Raw genomic sequence first — 17,647 nt, 5'->3', positions numbered from 1 at the left:
GCCTTCCGCGAGGTGCACAACGGCGTTTCGTCACTCTATGGAGTTGCCGAGTTGTCCACAACCGCCTTGCTGTCCACAGATTTCCGAATTCCCCTGGCTTTCTGGCTCAATGAGCTTCACTCTGGGTAATGAACTCAGTAGGAAGAAAGTCGTACGAGCGGGGGCGTGCAGATGGATGCGGAACGACTCGTGAAGGTGTGCCGCCATGCGCTGGCCCAGAGCCGCGCGGTGCCGGAGATCGTCGCGGAGGCCTGGCAGGCCCAGGCGCTGGCGCAGGCGATCGGCGCCCGGCTGGCGATCGTGGGTCCGACGGAGATCAGAGGGGAGGCCGCGGGACTGAGCGAGATCGGGGGCCGCGGATGCGGGGTGCTCGACCACCCCATGGTGCGCAGCGGTGGCGTGCGGGCGGCGCAGTTGTCCCAAGTCGCCGACCCGGAAGCGGCGTTACTGGCTCTGAACGTGCTGCTCGGGGACGTCGGCATCGCGCTGGTGGGGGTCGCCTGCGCCACGGACGACGAGGGTCTGTACTGGCAGTGCATCGAGACGATAGACACGGCCGACGAGTCGAGCGACCGCGTCCGGGGGATGCTGCGCCGGCTCGCGGAGCGCGAGCCGGACCGGCCGCCCGAAACCGTCCACGGCCGCGCGGGACCTTGACGGCTTCGGGCGGCCGGTCCGCGAGTTCCGCTGCGGCAGGCCGACGGCCGACAACCGAAGGCGCAGAATGGAACCGTGGCTCCGCTCCCCTCAAGAGGGGGCTTCCAACCCGAAGGTTGCGGTCCAGCTCGAACCGATCCCTCGCGGGACAAGTGGGAAACTAGCACAGACAAGGGAACCTCCCCGCCGGATGAAGCCGGCGGTCCTCGCGCTAGGAAATTGATGGATCTTCGAATCTTCACCGAGCCCCAGCAAGGGGCGAGCTACGACACCCTGCTGGCCGTCGCCAAGGCCGCCGAGGACCTCGGCTTCGACGCCTTCTTCCGCTCCGACCACTATCTGAGCATGGGGTCCGCCGACGGGCTGCCCGGGCCGACCGACGCCTGGATCACCCTCGCCGGACTGGCGCGTGAGACCAGCCGCATCCGCCTCGGCACGCTGATGACCGCGGGCACCTTCCGGCTGCCGGGCGTGCTGGCCATCCAGGTCGCCCAGGTCGACCAGATGTCGGGCGGCCGCGTCGAACTGGGCCTGGGCGCGGGCTGGTTCGAGGACGAGCACAAGGCCTACGGCATCCCGTTCCCCAAGGAGAAGTTCGCGCGGCTCGAGGAGCAGCTGGCGATCGTCACCGGGCTGTGGGAGACGGAGGTGGGCAAGACCTTCTCCTACGAGGGCACGCACTACCGGCTGACCGACTCGCCCGCCCTGCCGAAGCCCGCCCAGACCAAGGTCCCGGTGCTGATCGGCGGCCACGGCGCGACCCGTACCCCGCGCCTCGCCGCGCAGTACGCGGACGAGTTCAACCTCCCCTTCGCCTCGATCGAGGAAACCGAGCGGCAGTTCGGCCGGGTGCGCGCCGCCGCGGAGAAGGCCGGCCGCGCCCCGGACGACCTGATCTACTCCAACGCGCTGGTCGTGTGCGTGGGCAAGGACGACGCGGAAGTGGCACGCCGCGCCGCCGCGATCGGCCGGGAGGTGGAGGAACTGAAGGCCAACGGCCTGGCGGGCTCGCCCGCCGAGGTCGTCGACAAGATCGGACGCTTCGCGGCGACCGGCGCCTCGCGGGTCTATCTGCAGGTGCTCGACCTCGACGATCTCGACCACCTGGAGCTGATCTCGTCCCAGGTCGGCTCCCAGCTCGGCTGATCCACCGGGAGCCGCCGTGAAACCCGTACGTACGCTGGCCGTCGCCCTCGCCGCCGGGCCCGTCGTCCTCGACGGCGGCCTGTCCAACCAGCTCCAGGCGCAGGGCTGCGACCTGACCGGCAGCCTCTGGTCCGCCCGGCTGCTCGCCGACGAACCGCACCAGATCGCGGCGGCGCACACCGCGTACGTACGGGCGGGGGCGCAGGTGCTCATCACCTCGAGCTACCAGGCCACGTTCGAGGGCTTCGCCCGGCGGGGCCTCGGCCGGGCGGAGACCGCCCGGCTGCTCGGGCGCAGTGTGGACCTCGCCAGGTCGGCGGCTCTGGCGGCCGGCCACGAGGTGTGGGTCGCCGCCTCCGTCGGGCCGTACGGCGCGATGCTCGCGGACGGCAGCGAGTACCGCGGGCGGTACGGGCTCGGGGTGCGGGAGCTGGAGCGCTTCCACCGGCCGCGAATCGAGGCGCTCGCCGCCGCGGGCCCGGACGTGCTCGCGCTGGAGACCGTGCCGGACACCGACGAGGCGGAGGCGCTGCTGCGGGCGGCCGAAGGGTGCGGCGTGCCGGTGTGGCTGTCGTACACCCTCGCCGGCGGCCGGACGCGCGCCGGTCAGGACGCCGCCGCGGCGTTCCGGCTCGCCGCCGGCCGGGACGAGGTGATCGCCGTCGGGGTCAACTGCTGCGATCCCCGGGAGGCCGCCGACGCGGTGGCGCTCGCGTCCCGCGTGACCGGCAAGCCGGCCGTCGTCTACCCCAACAGCGGCGAGCGGTGGGACGCCGCGGCCCGGGCCTGGCGGGGCGGCTCCGCGTACGACCCGGCCCGGGTGCGGGAGTGGCGCGCGGCGGGCGCGCGCCTGGTCGGCGGCTGCTGCCGGGTCGGTCCGCGGGAGATCGGCGAACTCGCCGGGCTGCTGGTGCCGGACGAGGGGCAGGAGGGTGGAACCGGCCTCAGGGCCTGAGGAAAACCCCTGGTCGGCGCGGCCGGGGGAGACGATACTCAAACGCGTGTTCCTGACGATCAGTACCACCGGCACCCCTGAGCGACCCGCGACCGATCTGGGCTTCCTGCTGCACAAGCATCCCGACAGCGCGCAGGCGTTCTCCACCTCGCACGGCACGGCGCACGTCTTCTACCCCGAGGCGTCCGCCGAGCGGTGCACGGCCGCGCTGCTGCTGGAGGTGGATCCGGTGGCGCTGGTGCGGCGCGGCAAGGGCAAGGGCCGCGGCGGCGCCCCCGACTCGGCACTCGCCCAGTACGTCAACGACCGCCCGTACGCGGCGTCGTCCCTGCTGGCCGTGGCGCTGAGCGCGGTGTTCAAGAGCGCGCTGCGCGGCGTGTGCGACGCCCTGCCCGGGCGGGCCGAGGCCCCCCTGCCGCTGCGTGTCGAGGTGCCCGCGCTGCCCGCGCGGGGCGGCCCCGAACTGGTCCACAAACTCTTCGGACCGCTCGGCTGGAGCTCCGTCACCGCCGAACCCGTCCCGCTGGACCCGAAGTTCCCCGAATGGGGCGACTCCCGCTACGTGACGCTGGTGCTCGAAGGCGAGCTGCGGCTGGCCGACGCGCTGCGCCAGCTCTATGTGCTGCTCCCCGTCCTCGACGACGCCAAGCACTACTGGGTCGCACCGGACGAGGTCGACAAACTGCTGCGGGCCGGCGAGGGCTGGCTGGCCGAGCACCCCGAGCAGAAGCTGATCACCAGCCGCTATCTCGCGCGCCGCTGGGGCCTGACCCGCCAGGCCATGGAGCGTCTCGAACTGGTGCGGCTCGCCGAGGCCGACGACCTCCAGGTCGAGGACGTGGACAACGCCGTGGACGAGACCACCGACACCGAGGAACGCCCCGTGCCGCTCGCCGAGCAGCGCAGGGACGCCATCCTGACGGCACTGCGCGACGCGGGCGCGAGCCGGGTGCTCGACCTGGGCTGCGGACAGGGCCAGTTGGTGCAGGCGCTGCTGAAGGACGTCCGGTTCACCGAGATCGTCGGCGTCGACGTGTCCGTACGGGCCCTGACGATCGCCGGCCGGCGCCTGAAGCTGGACCGGCTCGGCGAGCGCCAGGCCGCCCGGGTCAAGCTGATGCAGGGATCGCTCACGTACACCGACAAGCGGCTCACCGGCTACGACGCCGCGGTGCTCAGCGAGGTCGTGGAGCACGTCGACCTGCCCCGGCTGCCGTCCCTGGAGTACGCGGTGTTCGGCGCGGCCAGGCCGCACACGGTGCTCGTGACGACGCCGAACGTCGAGTACAACGTCCGCTGGGAGACGCTGCCCGCGGGCCATGTGCGCCACGGCGACCACCGGTTCGAATGGAGCCGCGAGGAGTTCCGGCAGTGGGCCGAGGGCGTCGCCGGACGCCACGGGTACGCGGTGCGGTTCGTGCCCGTCGGACCCGATGACCCCGAAGTCGGGCCACCCACCCAGATGGCAGTGTTCGAGATGACCTCGAAGGAGGCGAAGGCCACATGACCAGTACCGAAGAAGCCGTGGTCACCACCCCCGGCCGCCGGCTCCCGGTGACCGACCTGTCCCTGGTCGTCCTCGTAGGCGCCACCGGCTCCGGCAAGTCCACCTTCGCGCGCAGGCACTTCCGGCCGACCGAGGTGATCTCCTCCGACTTCTGCCGAGGGCTCGTCGCGGACGACGAGAACGACCAGAGCGCCAGCGGCGACGCCTTCGACGTCCTGCACTACATCGCGGGCAAGCGGCTCGCGGCCGGGCGGCTCACCGTCGTCGACGCCACCAACGTGCAGCCCGAGAGCCGGCGGCAACTGGTGCGCCTCGCCCGGGAGCACGACGTCCTGCCGATCGCGATCGTCCTCGACATGCCCGAGGACGTCTGCGCCGCCCGCAACGCCACCCGCCCCGACCGGGCCGACATGCCAAGCCACGTCATCGGACGCCACCGGCGCGAACTGCGCCGCTCGCTGCGTGGCCTGGAGCGCGAGGGCTTCCGCAAGGTGCACGTCCTGCGCAGCGTCGAGGAGGCCGACCGCGCGGAGATCGTCATCGAGCGCCGCTACAACGACCTGCGCCACCTCACCGGACCGTTCGACATCATCGGCGACATCCACGGCTGCAGCTCCGAGCTCGAAACCCTGCTCGGCAAGCTCGGCTACACGGACGGGGTCCACCCCGAGGGCCGCACCGCCGTCTTCGTCGGCGACCTCGTGGACCGCGGCCCCGACAGCCCCGGCGTGCTGCGGCGCGTGATGGGCATGGTCGCTTCGGGCAGCGCCCTGTGCGTGCCCGGCAACCACGAGAACAAACTCGGACGCTGGCTGGGGGGCCGCAACGTCCAGCACACCCACGGCCTCGCCGAGACCATCGAGCAGCTGGAGAAGGAGGACGCCAAGGACCCCGCCTTCCGCGAGCGGGTAAGGGAGTTCATCGACGGACTCGTCAGCCACTACGTCCTCGACGAGGGAAAGCTGGTCGTCTGCCACGCCGGTCTGCCCGAGAAGTACCACGGCCGCACCTCCGGCCGGGTCCGCTCGCACGCCCTGTACGGGGACACCACCGGTGAGACCGACGAGTTCGGGCTGCCCGTCCGCTACCCGTGGGCGGAGGAATACCGGGGCCGCGCCGCCGTGGTCTACGGCCACACCCCGGTACCCAACACCTCGTGGATCAACAACACGATCTGCCTCGACACCGGCGCCGTCTTCGGCGGGAAGATGACCGCCCTGCGCTGGCCCGAGCGCGAACTGGTCGACGTACCGGCCGAGAAGGTCTGGTACGAACCGGTCAGGCCGCTGCTCACCGAAGCACCGGGCGGACGCGAGGGCCGGCCGCTCGACCTCGCCGACGTACAGGGCCGGCGGGTCGTCGAGACCCGGCACATGGCCCGGGTCGCCGTCCGCGAGGAGAACGCGGCGGCCGCGCTCGAGGTGATGAGCCGGTTCGCCGTCGACCCCCGGCTGCTGACGTACCTGCCGCCGACGATGGCGCCCACCGCCACCTCCCGCGAGGACGGCTATCTGGAGCACCCGGCGGAGGCCTTCGCCCAGTACCGCGCCGACGGCGTCGCCAGGGTCGTGTGCGAGGAGAAGCACATGGGCTCGCGGGCGGTCGCACTGGTCTGCCGCGACGCCGGCGCCGCGCGGGAGCGGTTCGGCGCCGAGGGAGCGACGGGCGCGCTGCACACCCGTACCGGACGGCCCTTCTTCGACGACCCCGCCATCACCGAGGAGATCCTGGACCGTCTGCGCGCGGCCGTCTCCGCCGCCGGCCTGTGGGACGCGCTCGACACGGACTGGCTGCTGCTCGACGCCGAGCTGATGCCCTGGTCCGTCAAGGCGTCCGGGCTGCTGCGTTCGCAGTACGCCGCGGTCGGCGCCGCGTCCGGGGCCGTGCTGCCGAAGGCGGCCGCCGCCCTGGAGGCCGCCGCCGCGCGCGGCGCCGGGGTGGCCGACCTGCTCGACCGGCAGCACGGACGGGCCGCCGACGCGGCCGCGTTCACCGACGCCTACCGGCGCTACTGCTGGACCACCGACGGGCTCGACGGGGTACGGCTCGCGCCGTTCCAGATCCTCGCCGTCCAGGGCCGTTCCCTCGCCGCGGTCCCGCACGACGAACAACTGGCCTGGCTGGACAAGCTGGTGGAGCACGACCCCACCGGCCTGCTCCAGGTCACCAGGCGGCTGGTCGTCGACACGGCCGACGAGGCGTCGGTGCGGGCCGGCACCGACTGGTGGCTGGAGATGACCGGGCGCGGCGGCGAGGGCATGGTGGTCAAGCCGCTGCAGGCACTCGCACGGGACGGGAAGGGCAGGCTCGTGCAGCCCGGCATCAAGGTCCGCGGACGCGAGTACCTGCGCATCATCTACGGCCCCGAGTACACCCGGCCGCAGAACCTGGAACGGCTCCGGAACAGGTTCTTGAACCACAAGCGCTCCCTCGCGCTGCGCGAGTACGCCCTCGGGCTGGAGGCGCTGGACCGGCTGGCCGACGGCGAGCCGCTGTGGCGGGTCCACGAAGCCGTGTTCGCCGTGCTGGCGCTGGAGTCGGAGCCGGTCGACCCCCGGCTCTGACCGCGCCGGACACCGGCCGCGGGGGCGTTGTCAGTGGCTCGTCCTACTCTGTGATCACCCGCTCGTGAAGGGCGGGTGATCAGCACGGAGTTCGGGGGGAAGCATGACCGCCACCGGGGGCTGGACGTCCGTCGGGGAGTACGGACTGACGCTCGACCCGTACGCGGAGCCGAAGCCCGCGCTGCGCGTGCGGGGCGGATCCGGCCGCGAGCTGAAGAAGGTGCCGCCGGCTCTCAAGCGCGACCCGGCGGCCCTGGAGCTGGTGGCCCTCGCGGACTGGATCGGCGACCACGCGGCACAGGCCCGCACCCGCGTCGAGGACTGGATGACCCGGTCCCTCCCGGTCACCGCCGCGTTGATACGGCACGTGTGGCCCGACCCGTACTGGCAGCGCGCCCTGCGGTACGCGGTGGTCGCGCCCTGCGCCGACGGTGAGCCGGACGTGGGCCGGGCGGGGCTGCTCACGGACGTCGCCGCCGGACCGGACGGCGCCCTGGAGCTGACCGGCCCCGGCGGGAGGACCGTACTGAGTGACGCCGTGGTGGCGGTTCCCCACCCCGTACTGCTGGACCCGGCGGGCAGCGGGCGACTGACACGGTGGCGGGACCTGCTCGACGAGTTCGGTGGCGAACAGGGCATCGAACAGCTCGGGCGCGCGGTGTACGTGCGCCCCGGCTCCTCACCCGCCCCGCATCCGCATGTGAGCCATTTCCGGATCAGGGCCTTCGACGGCGCCGCGTACAACTCCGGTTCGCGTTTCGAGCGCGTGGTGTCCCGCTTCGGGGGCCGCGTCAACGGAGAGACCGTCACGTTCACCTTCGAAGAGCGGGGCGGGACCCACCGGTTGCGGGTCGACCTGCGCTACCAGGGCCCGATGGCCCCGGTGGACATCCACGACTGCTGGTGGGACGACGCCAGGGGGCGCACCGGCACCGGAGCCTACGACCCGGTGCCCCGGGTGGTCTGGTCGGAAGGGCTGCGCGCCATGGCCGCCCTCTACGACGAACGGGACACCGAGGGCTGGGGCGCCGACCGCCGGGCCGGACTGCCCGCCGACTCCGGCGCCGTCTACCAGCGTTACCTGGCCGACTGCGCCGAGTACGGCTCTGCCGGCGGCCCGCCCGCGGAGCCGGCAGCGCCCCGCCGGACCACCTCCGACAGCGGACTCCTCGGCGCGGGCGCGGTGTTGGGCGGGATCCCCGCCGGGCCAAACGAAGAGACGCTCACCGCCCTGCGGCTCGACTGGCCGGTGCTCGACGAGGGCCACCACCTGGTGCGGCTCGTACCGGGCCGCGCCGTCGAGGGCGAGGCGGCGGTCGCCCGCGCCCTCGGGCTCCGGCCCGCGACGGCCGGTGCCGTGCCGGTGGGCCGGGTCAGGGTCCGGCCGCTGGACTTCCTGGCACAGGTCAGCCGGGTCCATCCGCAGCACGCGCGGCAGGCCATGGCGCTGCTGGCACCGTTGCGCCGGTGCGCGGAAACGGCCCCTGCCAAGCCGGGCCGCGCCGCGACACAGTTGCAGCAGGCGCTGGCGAAATTGACCGCCACCACACCCGAGCTGCTGCCCTTCGCGCTGTACGAGGGCGCCAAGGTGGTTGCGGGAGCCGGCAGCCCGGCGATGGCGGCGCCCCTCTTCACCGAGGCCCGCCGCCTCGAGGAGTCCCGCCTCGAGGAGTCACAGGGCGGCCGTGTGGACGAGGACGCTCTCGCGGCCACGTTCGCCGAGTTCACCCGGCTCGGTGTGGTGTCGGCGAAGCTGCTGCAGGAGTACCGCCAGGGCCTTGCCGCACGGCTCTCCCCGGCCGAGACCGCCGACCGGTATCTGCGCCTGGTGCTGGTGTGGTGCCGCGCGGGGCGGGAGGCCCCGCGCTCCCTCGCGGGGGACCTGGCCCGGGCCGCCGACGGCGCGGCGCTGCCCGCCGACGAGGACCACACCGAGATCCTGGACGCGCTGCTGCACCGCGGGGGCATGGACAAGGCCCCGCTTGCGGTCTGGCAGTCCTGGGAGCCGGCGCTCGCCGCCCTGACGGCCAGGAGCCCGGCCGCCGCCCGGCGGGCGCTCCGGCTGATGGCCGCACCGCGGGGGACGTCGGCGGCGGCCAAGGCGGCCACCGCCGAGGGCTGGCTGGAGCTCCTGCGACGTACCGGCCTGCTTTCGGCCATCACCGGCGACCCCGCGCACGGCACGCCCGCTTCCTCCTCTTCCTCCTCGGGGCCGGCCGCGCCCGACGAACGGGATGCGCGCCCCGAGCCGGCCGCGCCCCCCGCCCCGGCCTCGCCCGGCGAACTCGCCTCGCCCGCCGAGGTGAAGGCATGGCTCGGCCTCTTCCTGGAGCAGTACCAGGGCATGAAGCAGCCGGTCGCCGGTCTCGACGCGGTCCTCGCGGCCGTGGCCCGCAGACTGCGCGAGGCGGGCGAGGCATGGCAGCCGCCCGGGGGCCTGATGGCCCACGGCCAGGCCGGACCGGCCGTGGATCTCGACCTGCTGGCGCTGATGTCGAGGGCCGGCATCCCCTGGGCGGAGCCGTACGCCCATGGGAGCCTCGACGTGGTGCGATGGCTCGCGGCCAAGGGGCCCGCCGCCGTCGAGGAGATCGCCGCCGATCCGGTGCTGCGGCCTCTCGTCGGCCGGGAACTGGTCGTGCGGGGGCACGGCCGGGAGAAGCATGTGGCCGGTGCGCACCCGCTCACGGTCGCGCCCCGCGGCCTGGCCGCGCTGCGCCGGTCCGGGCCGCTGACGACCGTGGTGGAGGAAGGCACCGAGGAGCTCGGGCAGCGGCTGCATGGGGCCGACGGGACCGGCGGGACCGGCGGATCCGACAGGCTCACGGCGCTGCTCGATCTGCTGGTGCATCTCGAGCCCTTCCACGCCGCAGGGCTGACCGGCCCGTTCGCGGGGCCGGCCAAGGAGGCGGCCGGGGCCGACGCGGCGGCACTGCTCGCCGAGGCGCTCAGCGGCATACTCGGCGGCGCCGGCCGGGACGTCACCGTCCCGGCCGGCCACGCTCGTGAACTCCTCGACGCCGTCGGCCCGGAGGTGCTCGAGGAGTGCCGCGACCGGATCGTCCGGGGCCGGGCCGGACACCACGTCTACACGGCGACCGCCACGTCGCAGGTCCTGGCGGGGCTCGTCGTACGCATGCTGCCGGATCTCCCCGACGACGACGCCGCCGCGGCGCGGCGCGCGTCCACGGCGTTGCAGCAGGCCCTGGTCTGCGAGATACGGCAGGAGGACCTGCGAAAGCACCTCGCCTGACGTGCACCTCCTCGACCCGCACACGTCGCCCGGCGGACCTACGGCCGGACCCCGCCGGACCCCCGGCGGACCGCCGCTGGACCTCGCGTCGGCCCCGGCGCGCACATCGCATGACGGACCCCCGCGCACGAAGTCCGGACGCGATCAGCCGTTCGACGGGTGAGCGGCCTGCGGCACGGCCAGGATGGTGACATGGGATTCCACGTCGACTCCGAGACCGGGCGGCTGCGCCGGGTCATACTGCACCGGCCCGATCTGGAGCTGAAGCGGCTCACTCCGAGCAACAAGGACGCACTGCTCTTCGACGACGTGCTCTGGGTGCGCCGCGCCCGGCAGGAGCACGACGGCTTCGCCGACGTGCTGCGCGACCGGGGGGTGGAGGTGCATCTCTTCGGCGATCTTCTGCGCGAGTCGCTGGAGCTCCCCGAGGCCAGAAAGCTCGTGCTGGACCGGGTCTTCGACGAGAAGGAGTACGGACCGCTCGCCACCGATCATCTGCGGGCCGCGTTCGACGAACTGCCGACCGCCGACCTCGTAGAGGCGCTGGTCGGCGGGATGACCAAGCGGGAGTTCCTCGCCGGTCATTCGGAGCCGACGTCGGTGCGCTTCCATGTGATGGACCTGGACGACTTCCTGCTGCACCCGCTGCCCAACCATCTGTTCACCCGCGACACTTCGGCGTGGATCTACGACGGGGTCTCGATCAACGCGATGCGCTGGCCGGCCCGCCAGCGCGAGACCGTGCACTTCGAGGCCATCTACAAGCACCACCCGCTCTTCGTGGGCCCGGAGGCGGGGCCGTTCCACCACTGGTCCGAGGGTCAGGACGACTACCCCTCCACCATCGAGGGCGGCGATCTGCTGGTGATCGGCAACGGCGCGGTGCTGATCGGGATGAGTGAGCGCACCACGCCGCAGGCCGTGGAGATGCTGGCCCGCGGCCTCTTCGCCGCCGGCTCCGCCCGCACCATCGTGGCCCTCGACATGCCGAAGCGCCGGGCCTTCATGCATCTGGACACCGTCATGACGATGGTCGACGGCGACACCTTCACCCAGTACGCGGGGCTCGGCATGCTCCGCTCGTACACCATCGAGCCTGCCGAGGGAGGGCGCGGGCTCAAGGTCAGCGACCATCCCCCCGAGCGGATGCACGACGCGATCGCCGCCGCGCTGGGCCTGAAGGACATCCGGGTGCTGACGGCCACGCAGGACGTGCACGCGGCGGAACGCGAGCAGTGGGACGACGGCTGCAACGTCCTGTCGGTCGAACCGGGCGTCGTCGTCGCCTACGAACGCAATGTGACGACCAACACCCATCTGCGCAAACAGGGCATCGAGGTGATCGAGATCCCGGGCAGCGAACTGGGCAGAGGCCGGGGCGGTCCCCGCTGTATGAGCTGTCCCGTCGAGAGGGACCCGGTGTAGCCGCGCGGGTCGGCCGTGCGCTCTCGCGGCTGGGCCCACGCGGCCCGGTCGCCCGAGTGCCGTATAGCAATGCATTGGATCGTATAGAGTTCCACTGTCATCGCATCCGCCACGCAGGAGCAGCCATCATGGCGATACATCTCGAAGGCCGCCACTTCCTCAAGGAGCTGGACTTCACCGCCGAGGAGTTCCGCGGCCTGGTCGACCTGGCCGCCGAGCTCAAGGCGGCCAAGCGCGCGGGCGCCGAGGTCCAGCGACTGCGCGGCCGCAACATCGCTCTGATCTTCGAGAAGTCGTCCACCCGCACTCGCTGCTCCTTCGAGGTGGCGGCCGCCGACCAGGGCGCCTCGACCACCTACATCGACCCGTCCGGCTCCCACATCGGCAGCAAGGAGTCCGCCAAGGACACCGCCCGGGTGCTCGGCCGGATCTACGACGCCATCGAGTTCCGCGGTGACGGCCAGGACACCGTCGAGGAGCTGGCGGCGCACGCGGGTGTGCCGGTCTACAACGGGCTCACCAACCAATGGCACCCCACCCAGATGCTCGCCGACGTGCTCACCGTGACCGAGTACGGCGACAAGCCCCTGGAGGGGACCTCCTTCGCGTACCTCGGCGACGCCCGCTTCAACATGGGCAACTCCTACCTGGTCACCGGCGCGCTGCTCGGCATGGACGTCCGCATCGTCGCGCCCAGGGCGTACTGGCCGGCCGACGGGGTCGTCGCCGAGGCACACCGGCTCGCCGCCGTGAGCGGCGCCCGGATCACGCTTACGGAGGACATCGCCGAGGGCGTGCGGGACGCCGACTTCGTCGCCACCGACGTGTGGGTGTCGATGGGGGAGCCGAAGGAGGTCTGGGACGAGCGCATCAAGGCGCTGGCGCCCTACGCGGTGACCATGGACGTGCTGCGGGCGACCGGGAACGCGGACGTCAGATTCCTGCACTGCCTGCCCGCCTTCCACGACCTGGGCACCACCGTCGCCCGGGAGATCCACGAGCGGCACGGGCTGACGGAGCTGGAGGTCAGCGACGAGGTCTTCGAGTCGGAGCACTCGGTGGTCTTCGACCAGGCCGAGAACCGTATGCACACCATCAAGGCCGTCCTGGTGGCGACGCTCGCCGGTACCGGCCCCGCCGTCGGCCTGTAAGCACCCGGCCCTGCGCCCCGGGGGTGCGCGGGGCCGGGGCTCCCTGCGCACGGGGCCGGGGTCGCCCGCCCGCCCATGCCCGCCCCCCAGGCCGGACCCTGCGTGCCTCGGGGCGCGTCGCACCGCCTGCCCTCGCCCGACCCTGCGTGCCTCGGCGGGTCAGGTCTCGGCCGGGAGGATGAACCACACCGCCTTGCCGCGCTCCGTGGGCCGGTGGCCGCACGCCTCGCTCAGCGCCCGGATCAGCAGCAGCCCGCGGCCGCCCTCCTGCCACGGATCGGGCCGCGGCATGGGCGCGCCCTCCGTCAGCCCTGCGGGCGGCGCCGGGTCCGCGTCGTGCACCTCGACCTGGCAGCCCGAGGGAAGCAGCGCCACCACCAGCTCTATGGGCGAACCCTCCGCCGTGTGCTCCACCGCGTTGGCGACCAGCTCGGCCGTCAGCAGCTCCGCCGTGTCGCAGTCCGCCGGCGCCGGGTGGTCGCCGTCCTCCAGCGCGGCGCGCACCAGAGCGCGCGCCATGGGAACGGCTGCCGTGGTGTGCGGCAGCGCGAAGCGCGACGAGGCGGGACCGGTGGCTGGGCGCAAGGCGGACTCCCCGTTCGGTGGCAGTTCCAGTTCTCAACCCTACGAAGCGCAGGACGCGGAACCAGGGGTGAGAGCCCGCAGGGGCCGGGACCTGTGCCCGAACCGGGACGGGACCTTCGCGGAGTCGGGACAGTCGTATAGCGCAGTCGTGACGGCAGTCACAAACAGGTGATAGCTTCGACGGTAGAGGCAGCAGCAGACCGCCCGCGCCCAAGGAGGCCCCACTCCATGAGCCCCTTCACCGGTTCCGCCCCACGCACCGAGGACTGGCGCCATCTGCGGCTGACGAGGGACGACGGCGTCGCGACCGTCACCCTCGCCCGCCCGGACAAGCTCAACGCGCTGACCTTCGGTGCCTACGCCGACCTGCGCGACCTGCTCGCCGAGCTGTCCAGGGAACGCTCGGTGCGGGCCCTGGTGCTCGCCGGTGAGGGCCGTGGTTTCTGCTCCGGGGGAGACGTCGACGAGATCATCGGCGCGACCCTGTCCATGGACACCGCCCAGCTCCTCGACTTCAACCGGATGACCGGCCAGGTCGTACGGGCGATCCGGGAGTGCCCCTTCCCGGTGATCGCGGCCGTGCACGGTGTCGCCGCGGGCGCCGGCGCGGTCCTGGCGCTGGCGGCCGACTTCCGGATCGCGGACCCCTCTGCGCGCTTCGCCTTCCTGTTCACCAGGGTGGGGCTCTCCGGCGGCGACATGGGCGCGGCCTATCTGCTGCCTCGGGTCGTCGGACTCGGCCATGCCACGCGGCTGCTCATGCTGGGCGACGCGGTCCGCGCGCCGGAGGCGGAGCGGATCGGCCTCATCAGCGAGCTGGCCGACGAAGGGCAGGCGGACGTACGGGCCGTCGAGCTGGCCCGCCGCCTCGCCGACGGCCCGGCGCTCGCCCACGCCCAGACCAAGGCGCTGCTGACGGCCGAGCTCGACATGCCGCTCGCCGCGTCGGTCGAGCTGGACGCGGCGACGCAGGCGCTGCTGATGAACGGCGAGGACTACGCGGAGTTCCATGCGGCCTTCACCGAGAAGCGCGCCCCGAAGTGGCAGGGCCGCTGACATGCCCCCGGCGAATCCGGCAGCCGACCCGGGCGCGGACCCGGCAGCGAACCTGCCGGCCGGACCAACCCCGGCAGCCGACCCGGCACCGAACCTGCCGACCGGACCGCCCCCGACCCCGGCCGCCGAACCGACCCCAGCAGCGCCCCCGACCCCGGCCGCCGAACCGGACCCGTCAGCGCCCCCGCCCCCCGCCGCACCTCCCGCCCGCCCCCTCCGCGTCGCCGTCATCGGCGGCGGCCCCGGCGGGCTGTACGCCGCCGCGCTGCTCAAGCGGCTCGACCCCGCCCGCGAGATCACCGTCTGGGAACGGAACGCCCCCGACGACACCTTCGGCTTCGGCGTCGTCCTCTCCGACGAGACCCTCGGCGGGATCGAACATGCCGACCCCGTCGTGTACCGGGCGCTCCAGGACGAGTTCGTACGCTGGGACGACATCGACATCACCCACCGGGGGCAGACCCTCACCTCCGGCGGACACGGCTTCGCCGCCCTCGGCCGGCGCCGGCTCCTGGAGATCCTCCACGAGCGCTGCGAGTCCCTCGGCGTGCGTCTCCGCTTCCGCACCCCCGCCCCGCCCGCCGCCGACCTGGCCGTCGGCCACGACCTCGTCATCGCAGCGGACGGCGTCCACAGCGCCACCCGCGAGGCACACGCCGACGTCTTCCGGCCCCGCGTCACCACACACCGCTGCCGGTACATCTGGCTCGCCGCCGACTTCGCCTTCGACTCCTTCCGTTTCGAGATCGCCGAGACCGAGCACGGCGTGATGCAGCTCCACGGCTACCCCTTCTCGCCCGACGCCTCCACCGTCATCGTCGAGATGCGCGAGGAGGTCTGGCGCGCCGCCGGGCTCGACGCCTGCGACGAGCAGCAGTCGACCGAGCGCTGCGCCAAGGTCTTCGCCGAGGCCCTCGGTGGCCGCCCCCTGCGGGGCAACTCCTCCGCCTGGACCGTCTTCCGCACCGTCGTCAACGAACGCTGGTCGCACGGCAGTACCGTGCTGCTCGGCGACGCCGCGCACACCGCGCACTTCTCCATCGGCTCCGGCACCAAGCTCGCCGTCGAGGACGCCCTCGCGCTCGCCGCCTGCGTCGAGGAGCAGCCCGATCTGCCCACCGCCCTCGCCGCCTACGAGAGCGAGCGCCGCCCGGTCGTCGAGTCGACGCAGCGCGCGGCCGCCGCCAGCCTGCGCTGGTTCGAGGAGCTCGCCGTCCACACGGACCAGCCGCCCCGCCGGTTCGCCTTCAACCTCCTCACCCGCAGCCGCCGTGTCACCCATGACAACCTGCGGCTGCGCGACCCTGCCTTCACCGACGCCGTCGAGCGGGAGTTCGGCTGCCCGCAGGACACCCCGCCGATGTTCACCCCCTTCCGGCTGCGCGGGCTGACCCTGCGCAACCGCGTCGTCGTCTCACCCATGGACATGTACTCCGCCCACGACGGCATGCCCGGCGACTTCCACCTCGTCCACCTCGGCGCCCGCGCCCTCGGCGGGGCGGGCCTGGTCATGACCGAGATGGTGTGCGTCAGCCCAGAGGGCCGCATCACCCCAGGCTGCACCGGCCTCTACACCCCCGAACAGGCCGCCGCCTGGCGCCGCGTCACCGATTTCGTCCACACGAGCTCGCCCGGCACCGCGATCGGCGTCCAGCTCGGCCACTCCGGACGGAAGGGCTCCACCCGGCTCATGTGGGAAGGCATCGACCAGCCGCTGGACACCGGCAACTGGCCCGTGTCCGCCGCCTCCCCGCTCCCTTACCGCCCAGGCGTCAACCAGGTCCCGCACGCACTCGACCACGCCGGACTCACCGAGATCCGCGGCCAGTTCGCAGCCGCCACCCGGCGAGCCGCCCGCAGCGGCTTCGACCTGCTCGAACTCCACTGCGCCCACGGCTATCTGCTGTCGGGCTTCCTCTCCCCGCTGACCAACCAACGCACCGACGCCTACGGGGGTTCCCTGGAGCGACGGCTCCGCTTCCCGCTCGAGGTCTTCGACGCGATGCGCGCCGTCTGGCCGGACGACAAGCCGATGACCGTCCGTATCTCGGCCACCGACTGGGCCGACGGCGGCACCACCGCCGAGGACGCCGTGGCCGTCGCCCGCGCCTTCGCCACGCACGGCGCCGACGCCATCGACGTCTCCACCGGCCAGGTCGTCGCCGACGAACGCCCCGAGTACGGCCGCTCGTACCAGACGCCGTACGCCGACCGGATCCGCAACGAGGCCCATGTGCCGGTCATCGCGGTCGGCGCGATCTCGTCCTGGGACGACGTCAACTCGATCCTGCTGGCCGGCCGCGCCGACCTCTGCGCCCTGGCCCGCCCCCACCTCTACGACCCCCACTGGACGCTCCACGCGGCGGCCGACCAGGGCTACTCCGGCGACGCCGCGCCCTGGCCCCTTCCGTACCGGGCGGGCAGCCGCAAGCCGCCCACCGGCCGCACCGACGCCCCGAAGCCGAGGCTCACCCTCGACTGAGGCGCTCGTGCCGCCACGGCGACCCACCGCGGCACCGGCGCCGTCACCCCTCACCCGCCGCCGTCACGAACGCCGCCCCCGCGTCCCGCAGCCGGGCGTGCAGCCGTCCGAAGACCTCGGCGGAGCGTCCGCCCGGCCAGCCCTGCGGCAGCAGCTCGCCGGGCAGGCCCGGATCGGCGTACGGCAGGCGCCGCCACGAGTCCAGGGCCGGCAGGTAGTTCCGGTAGGCGTCCTCCGCCGGGGTGTCCTCCCGGGCCTCCCAGGAGCGCAGCACCGGCTCGTGCAGGTCGAGGAACTCCTCGTGCTGTTTGGCGATGGCCGCCAGGTCCCACCAGCGCGAGACCGACTCCGCCGTTGCCGCGAAGCCGAGGTGCTCCCCCCGGAACAGGTCCACGTACGCGTCGAGCTGGAGCCGCCGCAGCGTGTGCCGGGTCTCCTCGCAGAGCCGGGCGGGTGCGATCCACACCCCCGGCGCGGCCGCGCCGAAGCCGAGCCTGACCAGCCGCGAGCGCAGCAGATGACGCTTGTGCCGCTCGGCCTCCGGCACGGAGAAGACGGCGATGACCCAGCCGTCGGAGAGGTCGGCGGACGACGGGGCGTAGATGCGCCGGTCGCCGTCGTCGAGCAGCTGGCGGGCGTCCTCGGACAGGGCGTAGCCGGCCGCGCCGTCGGGCGTGCGCTCCGGCACGAGCAGCCCGCGCCGTTTGAGCCGGGACACGGAGGAGCGGACGGACGGCGCGTCGACGCCGAGGGCGCCCAGCAGCCGGATCAGCTCGGCCACGGCGAGGGGACCCGGCCGTTCGCGTCCGTACGCGCCGTACAGGGTGACGATCAGGGATCTGGGGGTGTGCTGCTCGGCCACGTGA

Annotated in this window: 12 protein-coding genes; 10 read left to right on the top strand and 2 right to left on the bottom strand. The window is 73.1% G+C overall.

Annotation, left to right across the window (positions count from 1 at the left end; genetic code table 11):
- The first annotated feature begins 171 nt into the window (after positions 1-171).
- The 8 genes from ACWD01_RS20060 to argF all read left to right on the top strand — a co-directional run bounded on the left by ACWD01_RS20060 (position 172) and on the right by argF (position 12,658).
- On the top strand, positions 172-657 hold the full coding sequence (locus ACWD01_RS20060) for a DUF6099 family protein (protein WP_451163697.1): 486 nt from the start codon (positions 172-174) through the stop codon (positions 655-657).
- A 222-nt stretch (positions 658-879) separates the two neighbouring features.
- Positions 880-1,803 (top strand): LLM class F420-dependent oxidoreductase, encoded by a 924-nt coding sequence (locus ACWD01_RS20055; protein WP_451163606.1) that lies wholly within the window; start codon positions 880-882, stop codon positions 1,801-1,803.
- Positions 1,804-1,819: 16 nt separating this feature from the next.
- Positions 1,820-2,758, top strand: a complete 939-nt coding sequence (gene mmuM / locus ACWD01_RS20050; RefSeq protein ID WP_451163604.1) for a homocysteine S-methyltransferase — start codon at positions 1,820-1,822, stop codon at positions 2,756-2,758.
- 46 nt (positions 2,759-2,804) lie between these two features.
- On the top strand, positions 2,805-4,265 hold the full coding sequence (locus ACWD01_RS20045; protein WP_451163602.1) for a 3' terminal RNA ribose 2'-O-methyltransferase Hen1: 1,461 nt from the start codon (positions 2,805-2,807) through the stop codon (positions 4,263-4,265).
- Positions 4,262-6,829 carry a polynucleotide kinase-phosphatase gene (locus ACWD01_RS20040; protein ID WP_451163600.1) on the top strand — a complete coding sequence of 856 codons (2,568 nt, stop codon included), beginning with the start codon at positions 4,262-4,264 and terminating at the stop codon, positions 6,827-6,829. The genes ACWD01_RS20045 and ACWD01_RS20040 overlap by 4 nt, the downstream gene beginning before the upstream one ends.
- Before the next feature lie 103 nt (positions 6,830-6,932).
- Complete coding sequence (locus ACWD01_RS20035) at positions 6,933-10,082, top strand: DUF4132 domain-containing protein (protein WP_451163598.1); 3,150 nt, start codon at positions 6,933-6,935, stop codon at positions 10,080-10,082.
- 192 nt (positions 10,083-10,274) lie between these two features.
- Positions 10,275-11,507: an arginine deiminase gene (locus tag ACWD01_RS20030; protein WP_451163596.1), complete on the top strand. Its 1,233-nt coding sequence runs from the start codon at positions 10,275-10,277 to the stop codon at positions 11,505-11,507.
- A gap of 128 nt (positions 11,508-11,635) precedes the next feature.
- Positions 11,636-12,658, top strand: coding sequence for an ornithine carbamoyltransferase (argF, locus tag ACWD01_RS20025; protein WP_451163594.1), 1,023 nt, complete (start codon positions 11,636-11,638; stop codon positions 12,656-12,658).
- A gap of 159 nt (positions 12,659-12,817) precedes the next feature.
- Here argF and ACWD01_RS20020 read toward each other — a convergent pair whose 3' ends face one another.
- Entirely contained in the window at positions 12,818-13,243 is a 426-nt protein-coding gene (locus ACWD01_RS20020; protein WP_451163592.1) for an ATP-binding protein, read from the bottom strand.
- A 228-nt stretch (positions 13,244-13,471) separates the two neighbouring features.
- Between ACWD01_RS20020 and ACWD01_RS20015 the strand changes: the two genes are divergently transcribed.
- The gene (locus ACWD01_RS20015; RefSeq protein ID WP_451163590.1) at positions 13,472-14,299 is read left to right on the top strand and encodes an enoyl-CoA hydratase family protein; all 828 of its coding nucleotides are present in this window, start codon (positions 13,472-13,474) and stop codon (positions 14,297-14,299) included.
- Between the two features lies 1 nt (position 14,300).
- Entirely contained in the window at positions 14,301-16,781 is a 2,481-nt protein-coding gene (locus ACWD01_RS20010; RefSeq protein WP_451163588.1) for a bifunctional salicylyl-CoA 5-hydroxylase/oxidoreductase, read from the top strand.
- 43 nt (positions 16,782-16,824) lie between these two features.
- On the opposite strand, the gene ACWD01_RS20005 is transcribed toward ACWD01_RS20010, so the two are convergent.
- Entirely contained in the window at positions 16,825-17,643 is an 819-nt protein-coding gene (locus ACWD01_RS20005; protein WP_451163586.1) for a PaaX family transcriptional regulator, read from the bottom strand.
- Positions 17,644-17,647 lie beyond the last annotated feature (4 nt).

Source organism: Streptomyces sp. NPDC002835 (assembly GCF_053591995.1).
The sequence above is the reverse complement of the archived record's forward strand: the minus strand, read 5'-3'. Positions and strand labels throughout refer to the sequence as shown.